Here is a 23,408-nt window from a genome sequence, read left to right as displayed (position 1 = left end):
TACCAATCAATTAGAGAGAGACGGCAAAAGTGCCTGTCGGTGTTACTGGCAGATATTTTTTGTAGAAGTTGAGGTATTCCGCTTCAGGATCCAAATCTGCAAACAAATCCGGATACAGCGCTTTAGCGATAAACTGGGTCATGGGTGCATCCATAATGCTGCGCGAAGCACCGTGGTAGATACCAATCATCCGGTTATTCTTCACTGCGGGCAGACTACTCCAACCTAAACGGTGTTTGTAACCTTCTAAGCGGGCTATTGCAGTTGCACGGTCAATATTCTGCCCAATCAACATGGCATCATCAGCACCGCCAAACTCATAACCAGTGATCAGTACAACATCTGGCTGAGCCGCTAATACTTGCTCAGGATTCAAATGTCCCCACCATTCGACAAACGGCTTGGAGATGTTCTCTCCCCCGGCAACCTCAGCCATCGCGCCCCACATGTTTTTGCCAAAAGTGTAACCATATTCTTTTGTCCCCGGGAAACCAAACTCAGCATAGATCGTTGGTTTCGGAAGATTGGCCTTCGCCAGACGGTCCTTCACTATCTGAATCATATTTTGGTATTCAGTCGCAATTTTCCGTGCGCGGGCTTCCTGGCCTGTGATTTGGCCGATAATCAGTGTACTTTGAACATGCCGTTCGACCGTCTGAGCGTTGTAATCAATCACGATCACCGGAATACCAGCTTGTTCCATACGATCCACATCGCTTCCCAAACCTTTGTACTGCCAATCCGCAAGGACAATCAAGTCAGGGTGCAAACTGATCACTTTTTCGACAGAGAATGTCTGAGTATCCACTTTACCCACATCAGGCAAGGTTTCGAGTGATGGCCGATGTGCAACATACATTGCCCAGTTTGCCGGGCGCCACTGCTCCCAAATCCCCTTTGACATCCCTACAACATGATCAAATGATTTTTCCGTACCGATGGCCATATAGTCTTCGCCATAAAAACCGAGGACAACTCGTTGAGCGGGAAGATCAAGCGTCACCTGACGCCCTAATATATCAGTGACCGTCGTGACTTTGGCAACGACCTGAGGCACAAATAAAATCAACAAAAGCGTCATGAACCTTTTAAGCATGATGAATTCCTTTACAAACAGGGGTAGCAAAAGCTGGATTTTACCCGATCAGTAAAAAAAATAAATAATATTCATTATCATTTGATAGGAAATATCATCTTATTTGATGTTCATCATCATTGGTGCCGAAAAGCCGCAATGGGTAACGCTGAGAACGATAATACTATTGCACACAAACAACATTCAGCAGCGATGAGCCTTTCAGTTGACTGACTTTGCCGCTGGTGAACATCCCTTTCTTATCGACTCCCCAATAAGGTAGGTAAAGAGGCCACTGTTCCCGGTCCATGACCTGAGATGCCAACAGTTGTTTCCACTGACTCTCCGTCGCCATCTTCATGCCAATTTTTTGGCAGGTTGCATAGGCTTGCCCATAACTCAACCGGTTCCATGGGATTTCATATTCCATATAGAACTGAGATGCTTTAACCCCCAGAAAAGGAATCACATATTTAACCCCGGCAATGACGGTTTGCTTGCGGATGACAACACTTTCGTCCATTACAGGAGAGGAAGAGCGCTGGGGCGTCACCGCCTGATTTGACGCCTGTGTGGTTGGCGTTTTTGCCGCTTGAGATGGCTGGGACGGTGTGGCTGGCTGAGGTGCTTTATGAGGTTGGCTCACACGACGTTGAGCCACAGATGCTTTTGGTGGCGTAGCTGTTCTTGCTGCAGAAGCACCTTGTTGCTGTTTACGAACTTCTCGGATAAACGCTTCATGATATCCTTTCAGCCGATGAATTTTATTCAGCTCCTGTCTTGCTTTGCGAATATCATTATACGGCCCGATCAAACAACGATATTGATTGGCACCGGGTTTCATCCAGACATCGGTAGAAATTTGTCGGTAAAGTATCTTCGCATCCGCTAACGGCATCGGCTGACTAAAAATACCACACTGAATCCAGAACATTGAGTTCTGACTTCGAGGTTGGCTTTTTCCCCATAGGCCTTCACCGATCGGACAGTTTTTGTCTAATGTGGGAAGCTCCTGTGTGGATACCTGTGTCGCATCACAAAGAAATTCTTCTTGTGCGTTCACCCAATGAGCCAAAAAAATACTAGAACATAAGGCAAAACCCATTAGGATATTTTTGGTGACCTTTATCATCACGTTCACAACAAAATCCTTTCATTACTTTAAGTTGTCAAATAATCAATCGATCACAACACTGCTCCAATACGATACAAAACAAATATGCAAAAAAAGAGCCGTATTTATTAGTTATACGGCTCAGTTTAGGAGAATTTTCATCGATAAATCAATCGACTTATCATCCTTTATAGAGTTTAGGATTAAAAACATCCCTGAGCCAGTCACCAAGCAGGTTAATCACCAGAACCAACAGTACCAACACAATACCCGGGAATGCTGTAATCCACCATGAACCGGAGAAAATATAGTTGAAACCGATACTAATCAACGAGCCGAGCGACGGTTGCTCAACCGGCAATCCAAGACCGAGGAAAGAAAGTGCCGCTTCAGACATGATGGCATTGGCAACCTGAACCGTCGAAATCACCAAAATGGGAGATAAACAGTTCGGCAGGATGTGACGGAACATAATTCTCAGTGATTTAAATCCCATCACGCGAGCAGCTTCAACATACTCTTTCTTTTTCTCGGCCAGTACGGAAGCACGAATTGTTCTTGCATATTGTGGCCATTCGGCAATACCGATAATGACAACCAGCATAACAACCGCATATTCACTATAAAACTCACTGCCAAAACTTGCCTTAAAAATAGCCGAAACAATAATTGCCACCATCATGGTTGAAAAAGACAACTGCACATCAGCAAAACGCATCAGAAAACTATCAATCCGACCACCGAAATAACCCGATGAAAGCCCGATGATAATGCCGAGAAACAGCTGTAGCGCCACCGCCAGAAAACCGATGGTCAAAGAAAGTCTCGAACCATATAACATCGTTGAGAGGATATCCCGGCCCTGATCATCAGTTCCCAACAAGAAACGACTATCGCCGTCCGGCATCCAGCTCGGCGGAATTTCCGAATCCATAATGTCCAGTGACGTTAAGTCATAAGGATTCGTCGGGGCAATCAAAGGCGATAGTAAAGCAACCACAACAAAGGTAAGAAATACCGCAAAGCTGAACATTGCAACTTTGTCATTTAAGAAATAGTAAAGAAAATCTGATTTTTTAAAACGCTCCCAGATAGATGGGGCGGATACGGTCTGGTTCATCATCACGCTCCTTTTCCGGTGAGGTTGACGGTTGGGTTAATCAATCCATATAGCAGGTCAACAATGGTATTCGTCACCACGAAAATGAGCCCGACGAAAATAACATAAGCGGTAATCAGTGGCGTATCGACTCGATTGATTGCTTCCAGAAACAGGAAACCAGTACCCGGCCATTGAAAGACAGTCTCGGTCAGGATGGTATAAGCGACCATGGTGCCAAGCTGTACCCCGCCGACCGTCAATACCGGTAACATGGTATTTTTCAGGGCATGACGATAGTAGATTTTACGCAGTGCCAACCCTTTTGCCTTGGCAAACTTTATGTATTCTGAACTCAGAACTTCCAGCATTTCCGAGCGAACTAAACGAATAAACAGTGGCAACATAATCGATGCCAGCGAGATACACGGTAAAATAAGGTGCGCTAAACCATCAAGTGTGAAGAAGCCAGACTCCCATCCCAGCACATTGGCCGTTTCGCCCCGGCCATAAGAAGGCAACCATCCCAGCTCAATTGAGAAGATATACATCAACATGATTGCGGTCAGAAAGACCGGAATCGAGATACCAATACTACTGGCCGCCATTATGACCTTGGAAAAAAAGCTTTTCGGATGGATCGCTGAATAAACACCAAGAGGAATAGACAGGCAAATAATAATTGCCGCAGCACCGAATACCAGTTCCAGCGTTGCGACGAGTTTTTCCAGAATGACATCCAGTGCAGGACGCTTAAAGAAATACGACGTCCCGAGATCACCGTGCGATGCAGCTTTGATAAATCGGACATATTTCACCATAAATGGATCATTGAGCCCCATTTCATCGCGCAGGACCTGCCGCTGTGCCTCTGACACGGACTGACCCACCAGCTCACGCAATGGATCACCTAAATTATCCTGAATGGCAAAAGCGACTAAGCTAATGACAAACATAACGACAAACGCCTGAACCAGACGTTTGATCAGGAAAGAGAACATATCTTGCCCCTTGGCTATCTGTGACCTCGTTACAAGCCAAATGACTTTAACGAGAGTTCAGTCTGAAAAAGGTACTTATCCGACTGAATGAAATAAGCACCGTAATAACAGGGAATAAATACAAGCCAGTATGCCTCATTGTGATTAGGCATACTGGCTCAGCAGGTATTGTTACTCTTTGACGACCAAATCACCCAGATAAGGATAATTCATTGAGTTCACAACCGGTTTGATATCCACATTTGATTTGGCACCCCAAGCAAGGTTCTGCCAGTGTAGCGGCACAAAAGCAGCATCTTGATAGAGCTTCGCCTCAACCTCTTTCAGCATCGTTGCGCGTTTCGCTGAATCGGTTTCAACGTTAGAGGCTTCGACCAAACGATCCACTTCTGGGTTAGAGTAGTGACCACAGTTGTACTGACCTTTACCCGTTTCGGCGTTACGCGTCATGGTCAGGTATTCTGTAAAGTTACCAGAATCTTGTGTATCTGAGTCCCAACCAATCATCAACATATCCGCAGCACATTTATCAAACTCAGGCCAGTATTGTGCTTTTGGCATGGTTTTCAGATCGACCTTGATACCGATTTTAGACAGCATCGAAGCAACTGCTTGGGCAATCTTTGCATCATTCACATAGCGGTTATTCGGTGCAATCATCGTGATGTTAAAGCCTTTTTCATAGCCGGCTTCTTTCATCAGCGCTTTGGCTTTTTTCAGATCGTAACGTGGTTTCAGATCTGGGTTATACCCCACATAACCGATTGGGCTCTGTTGCGCTGCGGTTGTTGCAAAACCTTTCATGATCTTTTTCACAATCCCGGTGTTGTTGACCGCATAAGTCACCGCTTCACGGACACGCTTATCTTTAAAGGCCGGCTGACTTTTTTCATTCATCTGGAATGTGATAATCCGTTCGCCGGGAATGGTCACCAAATCAATGCCTTTGGCTTCATCAATCCGTTCCAAATCGTTCGGGGCAACCGGCGCAATCATGTCAACATCCCCGGAAAGCAGCGCTGCAACACGTGTTGCATCTTCTTTGATCGGTACCCATGTGAGATGATCAACGTTACCTTTTGAATCTTTATCCCAATAGTCTTTGAACCGCTCAAACTCAACTTTTACGCCTTGCTCACGGTAGGTGACAACAAATGGCCCGGTACCGGATTCATGTGTTGATGCAAAAGAATTACCATGCTTGATGATTTCTGACTTATCTTTGCCGTCTTCAGTTTTACCTGAATAAAACTTACTATCCATCGCAAAGATATAAGTCGCATTTTGCAGAATAAGTGGGTATGGGCCAGTGGTCACCAGATCAACGGTATAATCATCAACTTTGACCGCTTTCTCAATTGAAGCAAAAATCCCTTTGTAGTCGCCCGAAGATTTCAGACGATTGAACGTCCAGACCACATCATCCGCAGAGAAGGGGTTGCCAGTGTGGAATTTGACGCCATGACGCAAATGGAAGCGCATGGTGGTGTCGTTAATACGTTCCCAACTTGTCGCCAGACGAGGTTCAAATTCTTTAGACTGGGTATAGCGAACAAGGGGATCGAACGCCATATGAGACAGTTGTAAGGTTGCTTCAGACAACTGTTCCTGTGGGTCCATGGACACCGGGTCAGCTGCATAAGCAATCGTAATATCCGCAGCAGCGGCTGAGAAACTCAGTCCAACAGCCATCAATGCCACAACCAGTTTGGTTTTTATCATTTTCATTGCATAACTCCTTATGCGGGAAGTTCATCCCTTCGTGTGTTTGCTTTTGTCTTTGGGGTTGAGATCAACGCATCGCCGCAATATCTTCTTTCAACCCTGTAAATTCCGGCATCAGAGAGATTAACTGGCGGCTATATTCATGTTGCGGTGCAGAAAACAACGCTTCTGTCGGTGCAACTTCAAGTAATGTTCCCATCTTCATCACGCCAACTCGATCACACATTTGGCGGATCACTGGTAAATCGTGGCTGATAAAGAGCATGGTTAAATTCAACTCTGCTTGTAAGTCTTTCAACAAATTCAGGATTTGTGCCTGAACCGAAACATCCAGCGCGGATGTGGGTTCATCACAAATCAATAATCGGGGTCGTGTTGCCAAAGCACGCGCAATCGAAATACGTTGACGTTGCCCACCGGAGAACTCATGCGGATACTTAACCCCGGACATCCGTCCAAGACCGACATGGTCCAGCAAATCATAAACAATCTGTCGTGTTTCCGATTCATTTTTCGTCAAATGATGGAAGCGTATCGGTTCGGCAATAATATCAAGGACCTTCATGCGAGGGTTCATTGACGTATATGGATTTTGAAACACCATCTGCATCTGACGACGCAGTGGACGACGCGCTTTTTCTGAAGTGAGTGCCGTGAGATCGATGCCCTCAAACGTAATCTTCCCGGAATTCGGCACATACAAGCCGGCAATAATACGCGCAATGGTTGATTTCCCTGAACCGGACTCCCCGACCAAACCAAAGGTTTCGCCTTCCATCACGTCAAAACTCACATGGTTTGAAGCCTGTACATACTCACGCCGACTTTCAAACAACGAATCTTTGGTCACAAAACGCAAGTTAACATTTTCGACCCGCAATAATGCACCGGAATATTCACGTTGATCCTGACGTTGCCCCAGCCAGTGATTCTTAATATCCAGCGGTTCCATCTCACTGGCTTCTTCGATGTAACTAACTAAAGGAAAACGATCAAGCTTGATATCCGAACGCGGGACTGCCGAAATCAGACTCTTTGTATATGGATGTTGTGGTGTTCCCAAAACTTGTGCTGTCGGCCCGAATTCAACGAGATCACCACGGTACATCACTGCAACCTGATCGGTCACATTCGACACCACACCCATATCATGGGTGACGAGCATACAGCCCACTTGATTCTGTACACATAATTCCCGAATCAGGCTTAATATTTGATCCTGAATCGAAACATCCAGTGCTGTGGTCGGTTCATCCGCGATAATCAAATCCGGTTCACCGGCCAGTGCAATGGCAATGACGACTCGCTGACGCATCCCACCGGAAAACTGATGTGGATATTGCTTCAAGCGGTTCTCAGGTTGAGGAATACCGACTTGCTGCATGAGCGCAAGCGCACGCTGATAGGCTTCTTCATCCGTCACTTTCATGTTGGCATGAATCGTTTCTTTCAGTTGCTGCTCAACCGTAAAGAGCGGATTCAATGATGTCATCGGATCCTGGAAAATAAATCCAATTTTCGATCCCCGTACACGTCTCATTTGCTCCGGTGACAGGCCCGAAATCTTTTCACCATTTAAATAGACGTCACCACCGGCGATAACGCCCGGAGGGCTGAGCAGATCAATCACCGCATTACCGACGGTTGACTTCCCCGCCCCGGACTCGCCAACCACACCGACGATTTCTCCGCGCTCGATCTGAAAAGAAAGGGATTTCACTGCGGCATGAACCCCATGGCGTGACGGATATTCGATTTGAAGATTTTTAACTTCTAAAAGAGACATGACAAATTTGACCTCTGACTCGCAACGAATGCCGAGCCTAAAGAGTTGAATCCTTTCATATCAGCATATTCTGCTGATTACTCACAAAGTTTATCATTGTGCAAAAATTTCAAAAAAAAGCAATAAACATAGTATATAAATTCAGTATACTCGGATAATTCGCGATAAAAATCGAATAAAAATGCTTTTTTTGTGCATTTTTCTTATGTTGTGAAATTAAAAAAACCTTCCCGAGATGTAATCGTCATCAGTTTAAAATATAAATAAATAACAATAATTAGAATAAAACTTTAAATTAAGCTAAATTTTCGTCTTAAAAAAACACATGGGAAAATGCTAAAAAATGACCGGATAGTAACAGAGAGTATCCAACATAAAACATACATACAATATATTAGACCAAAATAATCACTCATGTTAGTTATTGATACTATCACCACATTAACCAAATGTTTACATTTTATGCCCTGACAATCTAGTCAATTATACTAAGCCGCTCATTGACAGTATCAACCATGCTATGAAACAGAATCTATTCAAAAACCGATGCGTGATAAAACTGCACTATTTTTATGTTCATAAATCGATGCGCTACCAAACTGTGCGATGACCGAATAGGAATAGGAGACAGAAAAGTCCGTCGGCACACGAGAAATATCGTAGATACAAAAAAGCCCCGGCATCTGCCGAGGCTCTGAAAGTGGTCGGTGAAGAGGAATTCGAACCCCAAAACCATCCTCTGGTCCGCTTATGCTTAAAAGAATCGATGCGCCACCAAACTGTGCGATGACCGAATAGGAATAGGAGACAGAAAGAGTCTGGTCAGCACACGACAAATATTGTAGATACAAAAAAGCCTCGGCATCTGCCGAGGCTCTGAAAGTGGTCGGTGAAGAGGGATTCGAACCCCCGACCCTCTGGTCCCAAACCAGATGCGCTACCAAACTGCGCTATTCACCGAGAATAAATGGGGTGGCTAACGAGACTCGAACTCGCGACAACCGGAATCACAATCCGGGGCTCTACCAACTGAGCTATAGCCACCACTGAAAAAGTGGTCGGTGAAGAGGGATTCGAACCCCCGACCCTCTGGTCCCAAACCAGATGCGCTACCAAACTGCGCTATTCACCGATACATTTATTGTTTGATATTGTCTATCACTGCCGACAGCATAAGATATATGCTCAAGGCAAACAGTCCGTTTGTCTCTCTGAAAAACAGCCCAAATGGGGAAGTGCTCTCAGGAAATGGGGTGGCTAACGAGACTCGAACTCGCGACAACCGGAATCACAATCCGGGGCTCTACCAACTGAGCTATAGCCACCATACGTCTGTTGCCGATCATTCCTCCGCAAATGGCGCGCCCGAAAGGATTCGAACCTTCGACCTTTGGCTCCGGAGGCCAACGCTCTATCCAGCTGAGCTACGGGCGCATCATGCCCTATCGGCGGAGGGGAATGATACGGATATCATGGTTTGTCGTCTAGCTTTTTTTCAACTTTTTTTATCGTTTGACGCCTTTTTCGTCAGTCATCATTGAAAAAGGCATCTCTTCGAGAATCAGACAGTTGAACGTTGTCAGAAAAGCATCGCTTCATGCCGTGTTCTATCGTTGCTTTTCCCACTCGATTCGTCAAGAATCCTTTTTAAACATGGCTCGCAAATTAGCAATATGAGCCTGCCCTTTTTCCATCCGCTCCTGCTGTGAAAGCGCTTTTTTCTGCTGCTCCCAACTCACATCATCATAAGGTAATTCATCCAAAAAACGACTGTGCGTTGGGCGGATGAGCTCCCCATACTGACGCCTTTCTTTACACACGATAAAGGTCATCTCTTTCTGAGCCCGGGTAATACCGACATACATCAGGCGCCGCTCTTCTTCGATGTTATCTTCATCAATGCTGGTTTGATGAGGCAAGATACCTTCTTCAGTCCCGATCAAATAGACATACGGAAATTCCAATCCTTTGGATGCGTGTAAGGTCATCAATTGAACGGCATCACTGTCATCATTTTCTTCGCCGCGCTCCATCATGTCACGCAAAGTCAGGCGCTGAACCACCTCTTTAAGCGATTTTTCTTCCTGATCGGGGTTGTTACCCTCTAAATCAGCGACAATCCATGAATAGAGGTCAGAAACGTTCTTCATTCTCATCTCAGCCGCTTTGGGGCTTGATGAGGTTTCGTACAGCCAGTCTTCATAATGAATATCGCGTACCAGTGAGCGTGCAACGTCAACGGTATCGCCTCTTTCTGCCTGATCCGATAACCGCACCAGCCATTGGGTAAAACGCCTTAAATTTTCCAGCCCTTTACCGGTCAGATGCTGCTCTAACCCAATTTCAAAACTGGCTTCAAACAAGCTTTTACCACGCATGTTGGCGTAACTGCCCAGTTTCTCCAACGTCACAGGGCCGATCTCCCGACGCGGTGTATTAACAATGCGCAAAAAAGCATTGTCATCATCTGGGTTCACCAGCACTCGCAGATATGCCATGATGTCTTTGATCTCAGCTCGCGCAAAGAAAGAGGTCCCCCCTGAGATTTTGTAAGGAACCCGGTTTTGCATCAGGCTTTTTTCAATCAAACGGGATTGATGATTGCCCCGGTATAAAATGGCATAGTCACGATACGCTGTATGATTGATAAACTTGTGGGCAATAATTTCACCAGTGACACGCTCTGCTTCATGCTCATCATTATTGGCCATAATGACTTTTAGTTTTTCGCCATCCGGCAACTCAGAAAAGAGTTTCTTTTCGTATACGTGAGCATTGTTAGCAATCAAAATATTGGCCGAATGCAAAATCCGATTGGTTGAACGGTAATTCTGCTCCAGCTTAATCAGCCGTAAACTCGGATAATCTTCGCCCAGTAACACCAGATTTTGGGGTTTAGCACCTCGCCATGAATAAATCGATTGGTCGTCATCACCCACGACCGTAAACCGGCCTCGTTCTCCCACCAGCAGCTTAACCAACTCATACTGACTGGTATTGGTATCCTGATATTCATCCACCAGCAGATAACGGATTCTCGACTGCCAGTGCTGCCTGACTTGCTCATTGTTTTTCAGTAATCCGACCGGCATCAGAATCAAGTCATCAAAATCCAGTGCATTGTAGGCTTTCATTTGGTTCTGATACAGCTCATAACAAAACGCAAATAGCTGTTCCTGTTCACCTCTGGCACTCGCCTTAGCCTGTGCCGGAGATAGCATGTCATTTTTCCAGTTGGAGATGGTGCTGAGCAACTGACGCAATAGATCCTTATCCCCATCGATCTGTGTTTCCGTCAACGCCTTGAGGAGAGCCAACTGGTCCTGATCATCAAACAAAGAAAAACCGGCCTTCAGACCGAGTGCTTTATATTCCCGGCGAATAATATTTAAGCCAAGCGTATGAAAAGTTGAAACCATCAGGCCACGGGATTCTTTTTTCCCCAGCGTTTGAGCGACCCGCTCTTTCATTTCTTTGGCCGCTTTATTGGTAAACGTCACCGCAGCAATATTGCGTGCTTTATAGCCACACTGTTGAACTAAATAGGCAATTTTATTGGTAATGACTCTGGTCTTACCTGATCCGGCACCGGCAAGCACCAAACACGGACCGGATATATATTTGACGGCTTCATCTTGTCTTGGATTTAACTTCATCCGTTATCTCATCTGCTCTGAACTTGATGACTGGTTTACGAGGACATTCACACGCCCTCATGATAATGCCCGGCTGATAAATTTACCACTCGTGTAAATATGCGATTTTTTACATAATTTACTGCACAAGTGTGTTGCATATATGGCTACTCTGTAAGCTATAATGGCAACCTAATTCATGCTTCAATACCAAAAAGTTAGCAATCAAGCGAACCAATTATTCTGATAGTGAATTCAGCTTTATCAGAAAGCACCTTGTTGCACAAACTAGAGAAACAAACTCGTTGAGGCTAGTTCATCATTAAACTTGGAGTTTAACATCGAATGAAAAAGCGGACATTACTATGGACACTCTCGATGCTGCTGATTGTTATTGTGCTGTTAGGTAGTGTTATCGGAATAAATTTGTTCAAGCAAAAAGCGATGAATGACTATTTTGCCAACATGCCCGAACCCTCATTTCCGATTACAGTTTCTCAGATTAAAGTGCAAGATTGGACACCGGTTATTGAAGCGATCGGTTTTATTGAACCGAAACAGGGTGTGACACTCACCTCCGAAACCAGTGGTGTAATTAAAGATATCACATTTGAGTCAGGCGCTTCCGTCGAAAAAGGACAGATGCTGATGACGCTCGATTCGGCTGTTGAAAAAGCGAACTTAAAAAGTGCGCAAGTCCGTTTGCCTGCGGCAAAAGCAAAATATGAGCGCTACAGAGGCCTGTATGCAAAAGGGTCTTTGTCTCAAGAATCTTTCGATGAAGCTGAAGCAGCTTATTTCTCTCTGTCTGCCGATATCGAAAGTTTGAAAGCGACCATTGCCCGACGTGAAATCACGGCACCTTTCTCTGGTTCGGTAGGTATCCGCAATATCTATGTCGGCCAATACCTGAATATCGGATCCAATATCGTCCGTCTGGAAGATACTTCTGTGATGCGTCTGCACTTCACGATACCGCAGACCGACCTGTCTAAAATTTCAGTGGGGCAGACGGTCAACATCGCTGTCGATGCTTATCCGGATGACTCATTCAAAGGGACGATCAAGGCCATCGAACCTGCGGTCAGTGCACAGAGTGGATTAGTTCAGGTAGAAGCCAATATCCCGAATAGCGATGGCAAGCTACGCAGCGGGATGTTCGCTAAAGCAAATATCCTACTGCCAGTCCAAAAAGATCAGGTGACTATTCCTCAGGTGGCGATTGCCTACACGCTTTATGGTGACAGTGTTTACATTGTGACCGATAAAGATGGTGAAAAGCGTGTCAAGCAACATGTCATTCAGGTGGGAGAGCGCAAAAAAGATGTAGCTCACATATTAAGTGGTGTGAAGGACGGAGATATTATTGTTACTTCCGGTCAGGTCCGCTTAAGTAATGGGGCAAAAGTTCATGTGGTGGAAAGTAATACGCTGACACCATCATCTGAAGTTCCCATGCTTTAACCGGAGGTTTCATGCGTTTTACTGACATTTTCATCAAACGTCCGGTTCTCGCCATCTCACTGAGTCTGTTGATTGCCTTGCTTGGATTACAAGCCGTATTCAAGCTGCAAGTCAGACAGTATCCAGAGATGACGAACACCGTGATCACCGTGACAACTGGCTACTATGGTGCCAGCTCGGATCTGATTCAGGGATTCATTACCCAACCCTTGGAACAAGCCATTGCTCAAGCCGATAATATCGACTACATGACCTCTGAATCCTCAATGGGTGGTTCAATAATTACGATCAAAATGAAGCTCAATACCGATCCGAATGCGGCATTGGCTGATATATTGGCAAAAACCAACTCGGTGCGCTCACAACTGCCAAAAGAAGCTGAAGACTCGAGTGTGACGATGTCAACCGGCTCAACAACTGCGGTACTGTATATTGGTTTTTCCAGTGATGAGTTGAATTCGAGCCAAATCAACGACTATCTCGAGCGCGTGGTCAACCCACAATTATTCTCGGTCAGTGGTGTGTCGAAGGTTGATCTCTATGGTGGGATCAAATATGGCCTGCGTATTTGGTTAGACCCCAATAAAATGGCCGCATTGAAACTGTCTGCATCTCAAGTTATGAGTGTTCTGAGCGCGAATAACTACCAATCCGCGACAGGGCAATCAACGGGGGAATTTGTTCTCTATAATGGTGATGCGGATACACAGGTTTCTACGACCACAGAATTAGAACGGCTGGTCATCAAGTCGGATGGTGGTCAAATTATCCGCTTGGGAGACATCGCCAAAGTATCGCTGGCCAAAAGCCATGATACCTATCGGGCAACCGCAAACGGAAAAGAAGCTATTGTTGCCGCCATAAATGCTGCCCCCAGTGCCAACCCGATTGATATCGCACGAGATGTCAGAGCGATTATGCCGCGCATCGAAAAGAATATGCCGAGCAATATCAAGATGACGCTGCTCTACGACTCAACAGAAGCAATCAACGAGTCGATTAACGAGGTTATCAAAACCATCGGAGAAGCAATTCTAATCGTATTGGTGGTAATTAGCCTTTTCCTCGGTTCTTTCCGCGCTGTCGTGATTCCGATCATCACTATACCACTGTCTCTGATTGGGGTTTCTCTGGTGATGCAGACTTTCGGGTTTTCCTGGAACTTAATGACACTGCTTGCCATGGTGCTCGCTATCGGTTTGGTTGTTGATGATGCGATCGTTGTTCTCGAAAACGTTGACCGTCACATCAAGCTGGGTGAGACACCATTTAGGGCAGCGATTATCGGAACCAGAGAAATTGCGTTACCGGTCATTGCCATGACACTCACTCTGGCGGCAGTATATGCACCAATTGCACTGACACAAGGGATTACAGGCTCACTATTTAAAGAGTTTGCATTATCTCTGGCAGGTTCGGTGATCGTTTCAGGGATTATTGCACTAACGCTTTCACCGATGATGTGTTCAAAGATGCTTATCGCACACGGCACCCCCAACGGATTTGAAAGTCGGGTTCACTCAGCATTGGATCGTATGACTAACCGCTATGAGAAAATGCTATCGGCGGTCATGATGCACCGTCCCGTTGTGATTGCTTTTGCCTTGATTATCCTTGCCAGCCTGCCGGTACTGTTCAAATTTATTCCGACTGAACTGGCCCCTTCTGAGGATAACGGGGTGGTGATGTTTATTGCCAATGGCCAGTCAAACGCTAACCTTGACTACATGCAGAGAACCATGGAGCACGTCAATGATATTTTGATGAAGCAACCTGAAGTTAACTTAAATCTGGAGTTTACTGGTGTGCCGAAATCAAACCAGTCTCTGGGTTTCTCGGTCATGGTACCTTGGAGTCAGCGGGAAGCAAGTCAGTCTGAAATACAAAAACGACTACAAGGACTTCTTAAAGAAGTTCCGAGCATGTCTGTTTCCGCTTTCGAGATGCCAGAACTGCCGGGTGCCGGTTCAGGTCTACCGATTCAGTTAGTTCTGAAAACACCAAACAGCTTCGAGAACCTGTTTACTTTGGCTTCAGACATTCTGGGCAAAGTTCAACAGAGCCCCTTGTTTGTCTACTCAACACTGGATCTGAACTTCGATTCAGCAACGATGAAGATCAGCATTGATAAAGACAAAGCAGGTGCTTATGGAGTGACGATGCAGGATATTGGGACGACACTGGCAACAATGATGGCTGACGGGTATGTCAATCGCGTTGATCTCTACGGACGTTCCTATGAAGTCATTCCGCAAGTCGAACGTAAGTACCGACTCAACCCTGAGTCGATGAACAATTACTATGTACTGGCCGCAAATGGAGATGCGATTCCCTTACGCAGTCTGATTAAGATTGATGTGGTTTCAGAACCTCGGGCATTACCCCACTTTAACCAGTTGAACTCAGCAACCATCAGTGCAGTACCAACCCCCGGAGTCACCATGGGAAGTGCACTTGAGTGGTTGAATCATGAAGTCGATAAGACGCTACCGACCGGATACACCCGCGACTACATGGGTGAATCTCGTCAGTTTATTACCGAAGGGAGCGCACTCTATACGACCTTTGCTCTCGCTTTGGCAATTATCTTCTTGGTTCTGGCTATTCAGTTTGAATCCGTCAGAGATCCAATCGTCATCATGGTGTCTGTACCACTCGCGATCTGTGGAGCTCTGGTCGCATTGGCATGGGGTGGATTCTTTGGTTTCACTTCTCTCAATATTTATTCTCAGGTCGGGTTAATTACTTTGATTGGTTTGATAACCAAGCATGGCATCTTGATTTGTGAGGTTGCCAAAGAGGTACAATTGAAATTCAATAAAGATCGGATTGAAGCAGTCATGGAAGCGGCTAAGGTTCGTCTGCGTCCAATCCTAATGACCACAGCCGCGATGATTGCCGGTCTGATTCCATTAATGTATGCCACCGGTGCCGGTGCCAAACAGCGATTCAGTATCGGTATTGTGATTGTTGCTGGTCTTGCGATCGGAACATTGTTTACGCTGTTTGTACTTCCTGTCATCTACAGTTACTTGGCAGAGAAACACAAACCACTACCGGTTTTTGTGGAAGACGATGAAGAAAAGCAATCAACCGATGAAGCGCCAACCCATACAGCTTCATAGACGTAAGGTGTGTTTGATATTCGGATAAGTGAAAGGCCACAGTTTGTGGCCTTTTTTGTCGACTTTCATAACGACTTTCTTGCCTGAATTACATAGAATAACAGGTAACAGAAGAGGAGTTTTACCCTATATGTTTGATCCCAAAAAGCTAGAGCAAGTCGCAAAACAGATTCATGATGCCATGCCGCAACCAGTTAAAGACCTTGGTGCTGATGTTGAACAAAAAGTTCGTCAGGTCATTCAAGGACAATTGAATAAGCTGGATGTTGTCAGTCGTGAAGAATTTGATGTTCAGACACAAGTATTACTTCGTACCCGTGAAAAGTTGACTCAGTTGGAAACAAAGCTTACTGAGTTGGAAGATAAATTGTCCAAACAAGATAAATGATTGAAGTGAACTGAGAGCAATTTGTCATGTTCTGCAAGCTTTCATGACGAGTTATCTCATGTTATTCAAAAGCAAAAGGCCTGAATCATTTGATTCAGGCCTTTTTATAACATAACCTCAGTGATCGTCACCTAAAATGGTGACGACAGCATCAGCTTAACCACCTACGGCAATACGCTTCATATCTTTCATATAGCCACGTAATTCTTCACCGATATACTCAACCGGATGATTGCGAATTACGCTGTTCACCTCGATCAGATAAGCGTTATCAACCTGATTAGACGTTTCGCCTAAGCCTTTACCAATCACATCCGTACTCACTGAAGGCATGAATTTTTCACGGAGTAGCGGAGTCGCAACATTGGCAAACAGGTAGTTTCCGTATTCTGCTGTATCAGAGATAACAACATTCATTTCATACAGACGCTTGCGAGCAATGGTATTGGCAATCAGTGGTAGCTCATGTAGAGACTCGTAATAAGCTGATTCATCAATGATCCCGGAAGCAGTCATCGCTTCAAATGCCAGCTCAACCCCGGCACGAACCATCGCGATCATCAGGATACCGTGGTCAAAATATTCTTGCTCAGTGATTTTCACATCTGATTCAGGGTAGTTCTCAAATGCCGTTTCACCCGTTTCTTTACGCCAGTTCAACAGATTTGCATCATCATTTGCCCAGTCAGCCATCATCGTACTAGAAAATTCACCAACAATGATGTCGTCCATGTGTTTGTTATACAGCGGACGCAGTAAGTCTTTAAGATCTTCGGACAACTCAAATGCTTTGATTTTCGCAGGATTCGACAGGCGATCCATCATATGCGTGATACCACCGAACTTCAGGGCTTCCGTAATAGTTTCCCAACCGTATTGCAGCAGTTTTCCTGCGTAGCCGGCATCGATACCTTCGGCAACCATTTTTTCGTAGCACACGATAGAGCCGGCTTGCAACATGCCACACAGAATCGTTTGTTCACCCATCAGGTCTGATTTGACTTCAGCAACAAAAGAAGACTCCAGACAACCCGCACGATGTCCACCGGTTGCAGCAGCCCATGCTTTCGCGATTTCCAGACCATCTCCTTGTGGATCATTTTCTGGGTGTACAGCAATAAGTGTCGGTACACCGAAACCACGCTTATACTCTTCACGAACTTCAGTTCCCGGACACTTCGGTGCAACCATGACAACCGTCAAATCTTTACGGATTTGCATCCCTTCCTCAACGATATTGAAGCCATGTGAATAGCCCAACGCTGCACCTTCTTTCATGAGAGGCATAATGGTTTCAACAACATTGGTATGCTGTTTATCAGGCGTCAGATTAACCACCAGATCCGCTTGAGGAATCAGTTGCTCGTAGCTACCCACTTCAAAACCATTGTCTTTCGCATTCTTATAGGATTGACGTTGCTCATCGATCGCCGCCTGACGTAATGCATAGGCAACATCCAGACCAGAATCACGCATGTTCAGGCCTTGGTTTAAACCTTGTGCACCACAGCCAACGATCACAACTTTCTTACCTTTGAGGTAATCTGCTTCATTGGCAAATTCTTCACGGTCCATAAAACGGCAACGGCCAAGTTGATCCAGTTGCTGACGTAAGTTCAGTGTATTGAAATAGTTAGCCATGTAGGGGCTCCTTCGTTATTGATCCATCATGTCGGTAGCAGGCACCGAATATCCACATATTAAATCAGACATTCTGTTGCCGAAAGTGATATATTCACAACTAAGTATTGCAAAAAATGCAACACATTAGACAACAATATGAATATCAGAATATTAGAACTTTTTGTCCATCTCTGTGACAGTAAAAACTTTAGTAAAACTGCAGCGGCAATGCACATGAGTCCATCCGCATTAAGCCGTCAAATTCAAAAGTTTGAAGATGAAATCGGACGACACCTCTTTATCCGCGATAACCGCCGGGTAGAAGTGACGTCAACAGGCCTTCGACTTCTGCCGATCGCCTTGAAAATCATCAGTGAGTGGCAGCAGTTTCAGGCGGAACTGCATGAGAGTAACCAAACGCTGAAAGGTGAAATCCGCCTGTTTTGTTCGGTAACGGCTAGCTATAGCCACCTTCCGGAACTACTGGCTGATTTTCGCTCTCAACACCCGTTTATTGAATTCAAACTATTAACGGGTGATCCTGCTCAGGCAATCGACAAGGTCCTGAACAACGAAGCCGATCTAGCCATCTCAGCTTTGCCTGAACAACTGCCTAACCGCATTGTATTTGAATCGATCAGTGAGATACCGCTGTCAGTCATTGCCCCTGTCGGTGTCAGCAGCTTCGAGCAGGCTCTTCGTGCCGACCCGATTGACTGGTCAACGATTCCATTCATCGTCCCTGAATCAGGGACGGCAAGAGAAAGGGCCAATACTTGGTTTAAGGAAATGGGAATCAAACCCAATATCTATGCTCAAAGTGCCGGTCACGAAGCAATAGTGAGTATGGTTGCGCTCGGATACGGAATCGGGATTGCACCTGATGTTGTCATCAATAACAGCCCAGCCCGAGAAAAGGTGCAACGCTTGCCGGAGAGTCAGTTGATACCACCGTTCCAATTGGGGGTCTGCTGCCGTCAGTCCCAATTGGAGCAACCGCTGGTAAAAGCCTTATGGCAGGTTGTCACTGCCAAAAGAAGTATTGTGACTTAATTCAGAACCTGCGGTTAGGTTGTAAAATAGTTGAGGCCAAATCGAAAAATGCCGGAGCATCACGACTCAGGCATTTGCTGTGATAGATTTTCAATTAATTGATTATACTTTAAATTTTCCTACCAAATCGAACATCTTATCAGAGACGGCACGGAACGCTTCAGCACTATCCAGTTGTCCCTGTGCGTCTTCTGTCAGTTGAGTGGCAATGCCATTAATTTGCTGTGTATTGAGTGTGATGTCTTCACAGACACAAGACTGTTCCTCAGTCGCTGTCGCAATCTGGATTGAAGCACCTTTTATCTGATCAATCGAATGGGCTAGCTGAATCAAACTTTCGCTGGCAGTGTTGGCTTGTTCTACAGCACTATCGGTCATCGACTTACTATTTTTCATGACGTTTGCTGCTTGTTGCGTGGTTTGTTGCAACTCTTGGATCATTTGCTGAATTTCTTCCGTAGACGTCGTTGTCTTCTGTGACAGATTACGGACTTCATCAGCAACTACAGCAAACCCTCGGCCATGTTCTCCGGCTCTGGCGGCTTCAATGGCTGCGTTTAACGCTAGTAAGTTTGTCTGCTCTGCAATTCCCTGAATCGTGGTAATAATGGTGGTAATCTGTTGAGAATTGTCATTGAGCTTGCTGATGATATCACTCGTCATATGCACTTCACTGGCAAGCATCTCGATCGACTCTCTTGTATTTTCAACGACTAATTTTCCATTTGTACATGCCGCTGAACTACTTTCAGCAATCCCCGCAGCCTGCTCGGAGCTGGATGCAATTTCAGCCGTCGCTTTCGACATTTCTGAGATGGCATCAGCCACAAGTGTGACTTTTTCTAGCTGCTTCCCTGAATCATCCTGCCACTGATGCGCTTTATCCGTCGCTGTAGCAGCCATACGCTTCAGATCGGCGCTGAGGCTAACCACTTCGCGAATCAGATTCCCTAACTTGTCAACAAAGTCATTAAAGGCACGAGAGAGTTCTCCGACCTCATCTTTGGCAGTTGCATCGAGCTTAATCGTCAAATCACCATGCCCCTGAGAAATTTGCCGTAGCACCCCCGTCACACTGCTGATTTGTGAGGTAATGACTTTGGAAACATAGAATGCGATCAGAATGAAGATAATGACTAACGGAATCACAATCGCGAAAGTCACATAAGTCTGTTTCACCGCAGCAGCGTAGACTTCAGACTTAGGTACTAATGCAACAAAGCGCCAACCCAACTTAGAAGTAATAATCTGTCCCAGATAGTCGGTTCCGCCACGGTTGATCTCAAATAGCGCTTTCGGGTGCTCGTTCATCAATTTAAAAAACGGTGTTTCAACATCACTCACCGATTTAAAGTTATTCTCGGGTTTGTAGGGATCAACTAAGATATTGTCATTGTCTTCGAGCAAGACAATGTAGCCATTGGCACCAATGGTGATATTTTTCACGATATCGGTCAGCTCATTGACTGAAATATCTAAGCTGACGACACCAAGTACTTTATTGTTTTGATTCTTAACCGTTTTCGCAATCGCAATGTAAGTTGCATCATCCCCTTTCCAGTAATAGGCATTCGTCATCACCGCTTTGCCATTACCGTTCATTGCCGCTTTATACCATGGGCGAACCCGAGGGTCGAAAGGCGAAGAATAGTCACTACCCGGCCATTCGATATAATTGCCCGTCTCACGTCCGGTGTATATATAGGCGAGATTTTTTTGTGCTTTCCCAAAATCATCAAAAATTTCAAACAGTCGCTTCGCGGCCCCGTCTAGGGAAACCCATCCCTGAAATTTGTCGATATTCCGTTGATCGACAAAGCTTGGTGCACCAGATAAAGGTCCGATAATTTCCGGCACCGATGCAAGATAATCAATACTCTTCTTCGCATTCTCGAAGAAAATATTGAATGCACGATCAACTTGTACAATTTCTTTCTTTGTTGATTTTTGAAATTGGATGATAGCCGCATCAGTCACTTCTCTTATTGAGAAAATCGCTAAAAATGCAACAGGCACGATTACTGCGACTACAAATGTTGCAATCAGCTTCGTTCTTATTTTCATGAATCCTCTCTCACCAAGTCCCGGCAATTTTTTATGCCTTATTTGAAAATAGTGTGCGGCAGCGTTTTTGCAAGATTCCTATGACTTGTCCAATAAATCCATCACATATTTTTTATTCTTTCAGTTATCACTTGGTTATATTTATTGATCTACCAATATAAGCGTAATTTATATACAGATATATTTATATCATATTCACACATATCTATATTGACGAAAGAACTTTGGCAGTGAATATTGCCATGTATGTGCGTAATTTTTATTGGATGAGTCGATTCAACAAGACCTTAATTCATCCGTGTCATCCATATGCCCATGGAATACAGTACGGGGCTTTCCATAAATTCTTGAATCGAACATTGTCGAATGAATTTAATATGACAATGTTAGAGTATACTTTTCGGCACAATTCTCCGCAGCTTCACCCCAATTTGTTTAAATAAACGAACTTTGTTTGGTAACCTTCCATGCATTCTCTGCTTCCATTTCTTTTAACATAGAAGCTTTCACATCTTGTGTAACATCAGGAGAGTAAATAATCGTCATACTCTCAGTATTTAAATTTGCACTGCGAGGATCAAAATTATAAGTACCAATCACGGTAATATTATTATCAATCGTCATCGTTTTGGCATGGAGGCCAAATATAGGTACCGATGGTAATCGTTTATACATATGTTCCGACATCACCCTCTGCCTAATTCTAGCATCAGGTCTGAATTCGTAAACTTCGACACCAGTGTCGAGTAATTCATTTCTATTTCTTTGATAGCCGCTAAAAGCTTCTAAATTATCATTGGATGCCAGACTGTTTGTAAGTATTTTTATTTTGACACCATGATTAACCAATTGACGTAGAAATGCCCGGTCTCTTTTAGTTGTAATCAAATATGGTGTCTGAATAACGATACTGTCAGTTGCTTTTTCCGCAAGTTCAACCAACTTATCTTTGGTAATACTTCCGCCACCCAGAAAATGCTTGCGATCATTCTTTCCCGGAATGTCAGTAATATATTCAATATGATCGATAAATAAAAATTTACCTTCATCTACGAGGTGATTAAAGGTCTCGGGTACTTCTTCGATCTCTTTTCTAATCTCTGAATTAAAATTCTCAGGATCACACGCATAGGAATGTAGCCGAGAAAAATCCGGATTCTCTGAAGATTGCTGACGATCAACAAGGTTTTCTACGGAAACACTGAGATCATTTTGCCAATACTGTTCAAAAGATGCTTGTACTGAATGAACGGCTTTACCTGCGAGGAAAACATCTCTGTCCCTGAAATTATAGTCATGATCGAAGCCAAAATATTCATCGGCAATATTGCGCCCACCAGTAATTGCAATTTGTTGATCAACAAGAAATACTTTATTATGCATTCTCTGATTGAGACCATGGAAATCAGTCACAAGCGATGTAAGTTTTCCGAGAATATTCTTGCCGACATTCGCATTCGGATTATAAATTTTAATCTCGATATTCTTATGTGCAGCCAGCATTAAAAGCTCATCCCCCCGAGCTTCAAGCATAATATCGTCAACCAACACTCGAACTTTGACACCACGCTCAGCAGCACGCACCAAATAATCGGTAGCAATCAGGCCAATATTATCGATTGAAAATATAAAATATTGTACATCGATAGATTTTTCCGCACGTTCAGACAGCCATGCACGGGACATCATCGCTTCCGTTCCTTGCTCCAACACATAGACGCCGGTCTTATGCCGCATTTCTGATGCAAAAGGCGCGGTAAACTGAGATAAAGTCTGCGTTGAGCGATTCAGCGGTACAGCACAATAGTCATGATCAGATAATGGCACACTATCTGGTGCTGAAGAACAGCCAGTAATAAACAGAGATGTACACTCACTGAATACCTGTGCTTTTAAAAATATAAGCTTGAACCTTCAGGCAGCAAAATCGATAGGAATTGGTGATTTAAAGGCATAAAAAAAGCCGTTGAAATATCAACGGCTTTTTTAAAGTGGCGGAGAGATAGGGATTTGAACCCTAGGATAGCTATTAACCATCGCCGGTTTTCAAGACCGGTGCTTTCAACCACTCAGCCATCTCTCCACAAATTGTGACTAAAAACAGACCTAATTATCCTATTTTTAGTTAAATTTCTCTAAATAAAGTCTTACCAACAACTGCTTTATTTAGGTTATCTTGGGAAATGTGCAGCAGATTAGATGCAAACAAGAACCAAGATAAACAATTAAAGCCTGGCGATGTCCTACTCTCACATG

General features: G+C 44.6%; 14 protein-coding genes and 6 tRNA genes. 4 read left to right on the top strand and 16 right to left on the bottom strand.

What is annotated here, in order from left to right:
• Positions 1 to 10 precede the first annotated feature (10 nt).
• From VRK_RS00100 to rep, 12 genes are all read right to left on the bottom strand, one after another.
• Positions 11 to 1,096, bottom strand: a complete 1,086-nt coding sequence (locus VRK_RS00100; protein WP_059119539.1) for an ABC transporter substrate-binding protein — start codon at positions 1,094 to 1,096, stop codon at positions 11 to 13.
• A 163-nt stretch (positions 1,097 to 1,259) separates the two neighbouring features.
• A complete protein-coding gene (locus tag VRK_RS00095) occupies positions 1,260 to 2,207 on the bottom strand; it encodes an SPOR domain-containing protein (RefSeq protein ID WP_082671430.1) in 948 nt (315 codons plus the stop codon).
• Between the two features lie 163 nt (positions 2,208 to 2,370).
• The gene (locus tag VRK_RS00090) at positions 2,371 to 3,309 is read right to left on the bottom strand and encodes an ABC transporter permease (RefSeq protein ID WP_157371953.1); all 939 of its coding nucleotides are present in this window, start codon (positions 3,307 to 3,309) and stop codon (positions 2,371 to 2,373) included.
• A 2-nt stretch (positions 3,310 to 3,311) separates the two neighbouring features.
• Complete coding sequence (locus VRK_RS00085; RefSeq protein WP_059119536.1) at positions 3,312 to 4,289, bottom strand: ABC transporter permease; 978 nt, start codon at positions 4,287 to 4,289, stop codon at positions 3,312 to 3,314.
• Positions 4,290 to 4,460: 171 nt separating this feature from the next.
• Positions 4,461 to 6,017: an ABC transporter substrate-binding protein gene (locus VRK_RS00080; protein ID WP_059119535.1), complete on the bottom strand. Its 1,557-nt coding sequence runs from the start codon at positions 6,015 to 6,017 to the stop codon at positions 4,461 to 4,463.
• Positions 6,018 to 6,081: 64 nt separating this feature from the next.
• Positions 6,082 to 7,800: a dipeptide ABC transporter ATP-binding protein gene (locus VRK_RS00075; RefSeq protein ID WP_059119534.1), complete on the bottom strand. Its 1,719-nt coding sequence runs from the start codon at positions 7,798 to 7,800 to the stop codon at positions 6,082 to 6,084.
• Positions 7,801 to 8,683: 883 nt separating this feature from the next.
• A tRNA-Pro gene (locus VRK_RS00070) sits at positions 8,684 to 8,760 on the bottom strand.
• An 8-nt stretch (positions 8,761 to 8,768) separates the two neighbouring features.
• A tRNA-His gene (locus VRK_RS00065) sits at positions 8,769 to 8,844 on the bottom strand.
• Between the two features lie 11 nt (positions 8,845 to 8,855).
• Positions 8,856 to 8,932 (bottom strand) — tRNA-Pro (locus VRK_RS00060).
• Between the two features lie 117 nt (positions 8,933 to 9,049).
• Positions 9,050 to 9,125: transfer RNA gene (locus VRK_RS00055), tRNA-His, on the bottom strand.
• Between the two features lie 32 nt (positions 9,126 to 9,157).
• Positions 9,158 to 9,234, bottom strand: a tRNA-Arg gene (locus VRK_RS00050).
• A gap of 200 nt (positions 9,235 to 9,434) precedes the next feature.
• Complete coding sequence (rep, locus tag VRK_RS00045) at positions 9,435 to 11,456, bottom strand: DNA helicase Rep (protein ID WP_059119533.1); 2,022 nt, start codon at positions 11,454 to 11,456, stop codon at positions 9,435 to 9,437.
• Between the two features lie 324 nt (positions 11,457 to 11,780).
• Between rep and VRK_RS00040 the strand changes: the two genes are divergently transcribed.
• From VRK_RS00040 to ubiK, 3 genes are all read left to right on the top strand, one after another.
• Positions 11,781 to 12,899, top strand: a complete 1,119-nt coding sequence (locus tag VRK_RS00040) for an efflux RND transporter periplasmic adaptor subunit (RefSeq protein WP_059119532.1) — start codon at positions 11,781 to 11,783, stop codon at positions 12,897 to 12,899.
• 11 nt (positions 12,900 to 12,910) lie between these two features.
• Positions 12,911 to 16,024: a multidrug efflux RND transporter permease subunit gene (locus VRK_RS00035; RefSeq protein ID WP_059119531.1), complete on the top strand. Its 3,114-nt coding sequence runs from the start codon at positions 12,911 to 12,913 to the stop codon at positions 16,022 to 16,024.
• Between the two features lie 130 nt (positions 16,025 to 16,154).
• On the top strand, positions 16,155 to 16,412 hold the full coding sequence (gene ubiK / locus VRK_RS00030; protein WP_059119530.1) for a ubiquinone biosynthesis accessory factor UbiK: 258 nt from the start codon (positions 16,155 to 16,157) through the stop codon (positions 16,410 to 16,412).
• A gap of 156 nt (positions 16,413 to 16,568) precedes the next feature.
• Here the strand turns inward: ubiK and ilvC are convergent, their stop codons facing one another.
• Positions 16,569 to 18,053 (bottom strand): ketol-acid reductoisomerase, encoded by a 1,485-nt coding sequence (gene ilvC, locus VRK_RS00025; protein ID WP_059119529.1) that lies wholly within the window; start codon positions 18,051 to 18,053, stop codon positions 16,569 to 16,571.
• Positions 18,054 to 18,191: 138 nt separating this feature from the next.
• Here ilvC and ilvY point away from each other — a divergent pair, with 138 nt between their 5' ends.
• Complete coding sequence (gene ilvY / locus VRK_RS00020) at positions 18,192 to 19,088, top strand: HTH-type transcriptional activator IlvY (RefSeq protein WP_059119528.1); 897 nt, start codon at positions 18,192 to 18,194, stop codon at positions 19,086 to 19,088.
• Between the two features lie 102 nt (positions 19,089 to 19,190).
• Here the strand turns inward: ilvY and VRK_RS00015 are convergent, their stop codons facing one another.
• From VRK_RS00015 to VRK_RS00005, 3 genes are all read right to left on the bottom strand, one after another.
• Positions 19,191 to 21,152 (bottom strand): methyl-accepting chemotaxis protein, encoded by a 1,962-nt coding sequence (locus tag VRK_RS00015; RefSeq protein WP_059119527.1) that lies wholly within the window; start codon positions 21,150 to 21,152, stop codon positions 19,191 to 19,193.
• Positions 21,153 to 21,587: 435 nt separating this feature from the next.
• Positions 21,588 to 22,979, bottom strand: a complete 1,392-nt coding sequence (locus tag VRK_RS00010; protein WP_231735716.1) for a phospholipase D family protein — start codon at positions 22,977 to 22,979, stop codon at positions 21,588 to 21,590.
• 165 nt (positions 22,980 to 23,144) lie between these two features.
• Positions 23,145 to 23,235, bottom strand: a tRNA-Ser gene (locus VRK_RS00005).
• Positions 23,236 to 23,408 lie beyond the last annotated feature (173 nt).

The organism is Vibrio sp. MEBiC08052, from assembly GCF_001506075.1.
GTDB lineage: Bacteria > Pseudomonadota > Gammaproteobacteria > Enterobacterales > Vibrionaceae > Vibrio.
Note: the sequence above shows the minus strand (reverse complement) of the source record. Positions and strands in the feature narration are given on the sequence as shown.

Bases quoted from the DNA above. Each gene is read 5' to 3' on its own strand.
- VRK_RS00100 (WP_059119539.1), bottom strand. From the start codon at position 1,096: ATGCTTAAAAGGTTCATGACGCTTTTGTTGATTTTATTTGTGCCTCAG.
- VRK_RS00095 (WP_082671430.1), bottom strand. From the start codon at position 2,207: ATGATAAAGGTCACCAAAAATATCCTAATGGGTTTTGCCTTATGTTCT.
- VRK_RS00090 (WP_157371953.1), bottom strand. From the start codon at position 3,309: ATGAACCAGACCGTATCCGCCCCATCTATCTGGGAGCGTTTTAAAAAA.
- VRK_RS00085 (WP_059119536.1), bottom strand. From the start codon at position 4,289: ATGTTCTCTTTCCTGATCAAACGTCTGGTTCAGGCGTTTGTCGTTATG.
- VRK_RS00080 (WP_059119535.1), bottom strand. From the start codon at position 6,017: ATGAAAATGATAAAAACCAAACTGGTTGTGGCATTGATGGCTGTTGGA.
- VRK_RS00075 (WP_059119534.1), bottom strand. From the start codon at position 7,800: ATGTCTCTTTTAGAAGTTAAAAATCTTCAAATCGAATATCCGTCACGC.
- rep (WP_059119533.1), bottom strand. From the start codon at position 11,456: ATGAAGTTAAATCCAAGACAAGATGAAGCCGTCAAATATATATCCGGT.
- VRK_RS00040 (WP_059119532.1), top strand. From the start codon at position 11,781: ATGAAAAAGCGGACATTACTATGGACACTCTCGATGCTGCTGATTGTT.
- VRK_RS00035 (WP_059119531.1), top strand. From the start codon at position 12,911: ATGCGTTTTACTGACATTTTCATCAAACGTCCGGTTCTCGCCATCTCA.
- ubiK (WP_059119530.1), top strand. From the start codon at position 16,155: ATGTTTGATCCCAAAAAGCTAGAGCAAGTCGCAAAACAGATTCATGAT.
- ilvC (WP_059119529.1), bottom strand. From the start codon at position 18,053: ATGGCTAACTATTTCAATACACTGAACTTACGTCAGCAACTGGATCAA.
- ilvY (WP_059119528.1), top strand. From the start codon at position 18,192: ATGAATATCAGAATATTAGAACTTTTTGTCCATCTCTGTGACAGTAAA.
- VRK_RS00015 (WP_059119527.1), bottom strand. From the start codon at position 21,152: ATGAAAATAAGAACGAAGCTGATTGCAACATTTGTAGTCGCAGTAATC.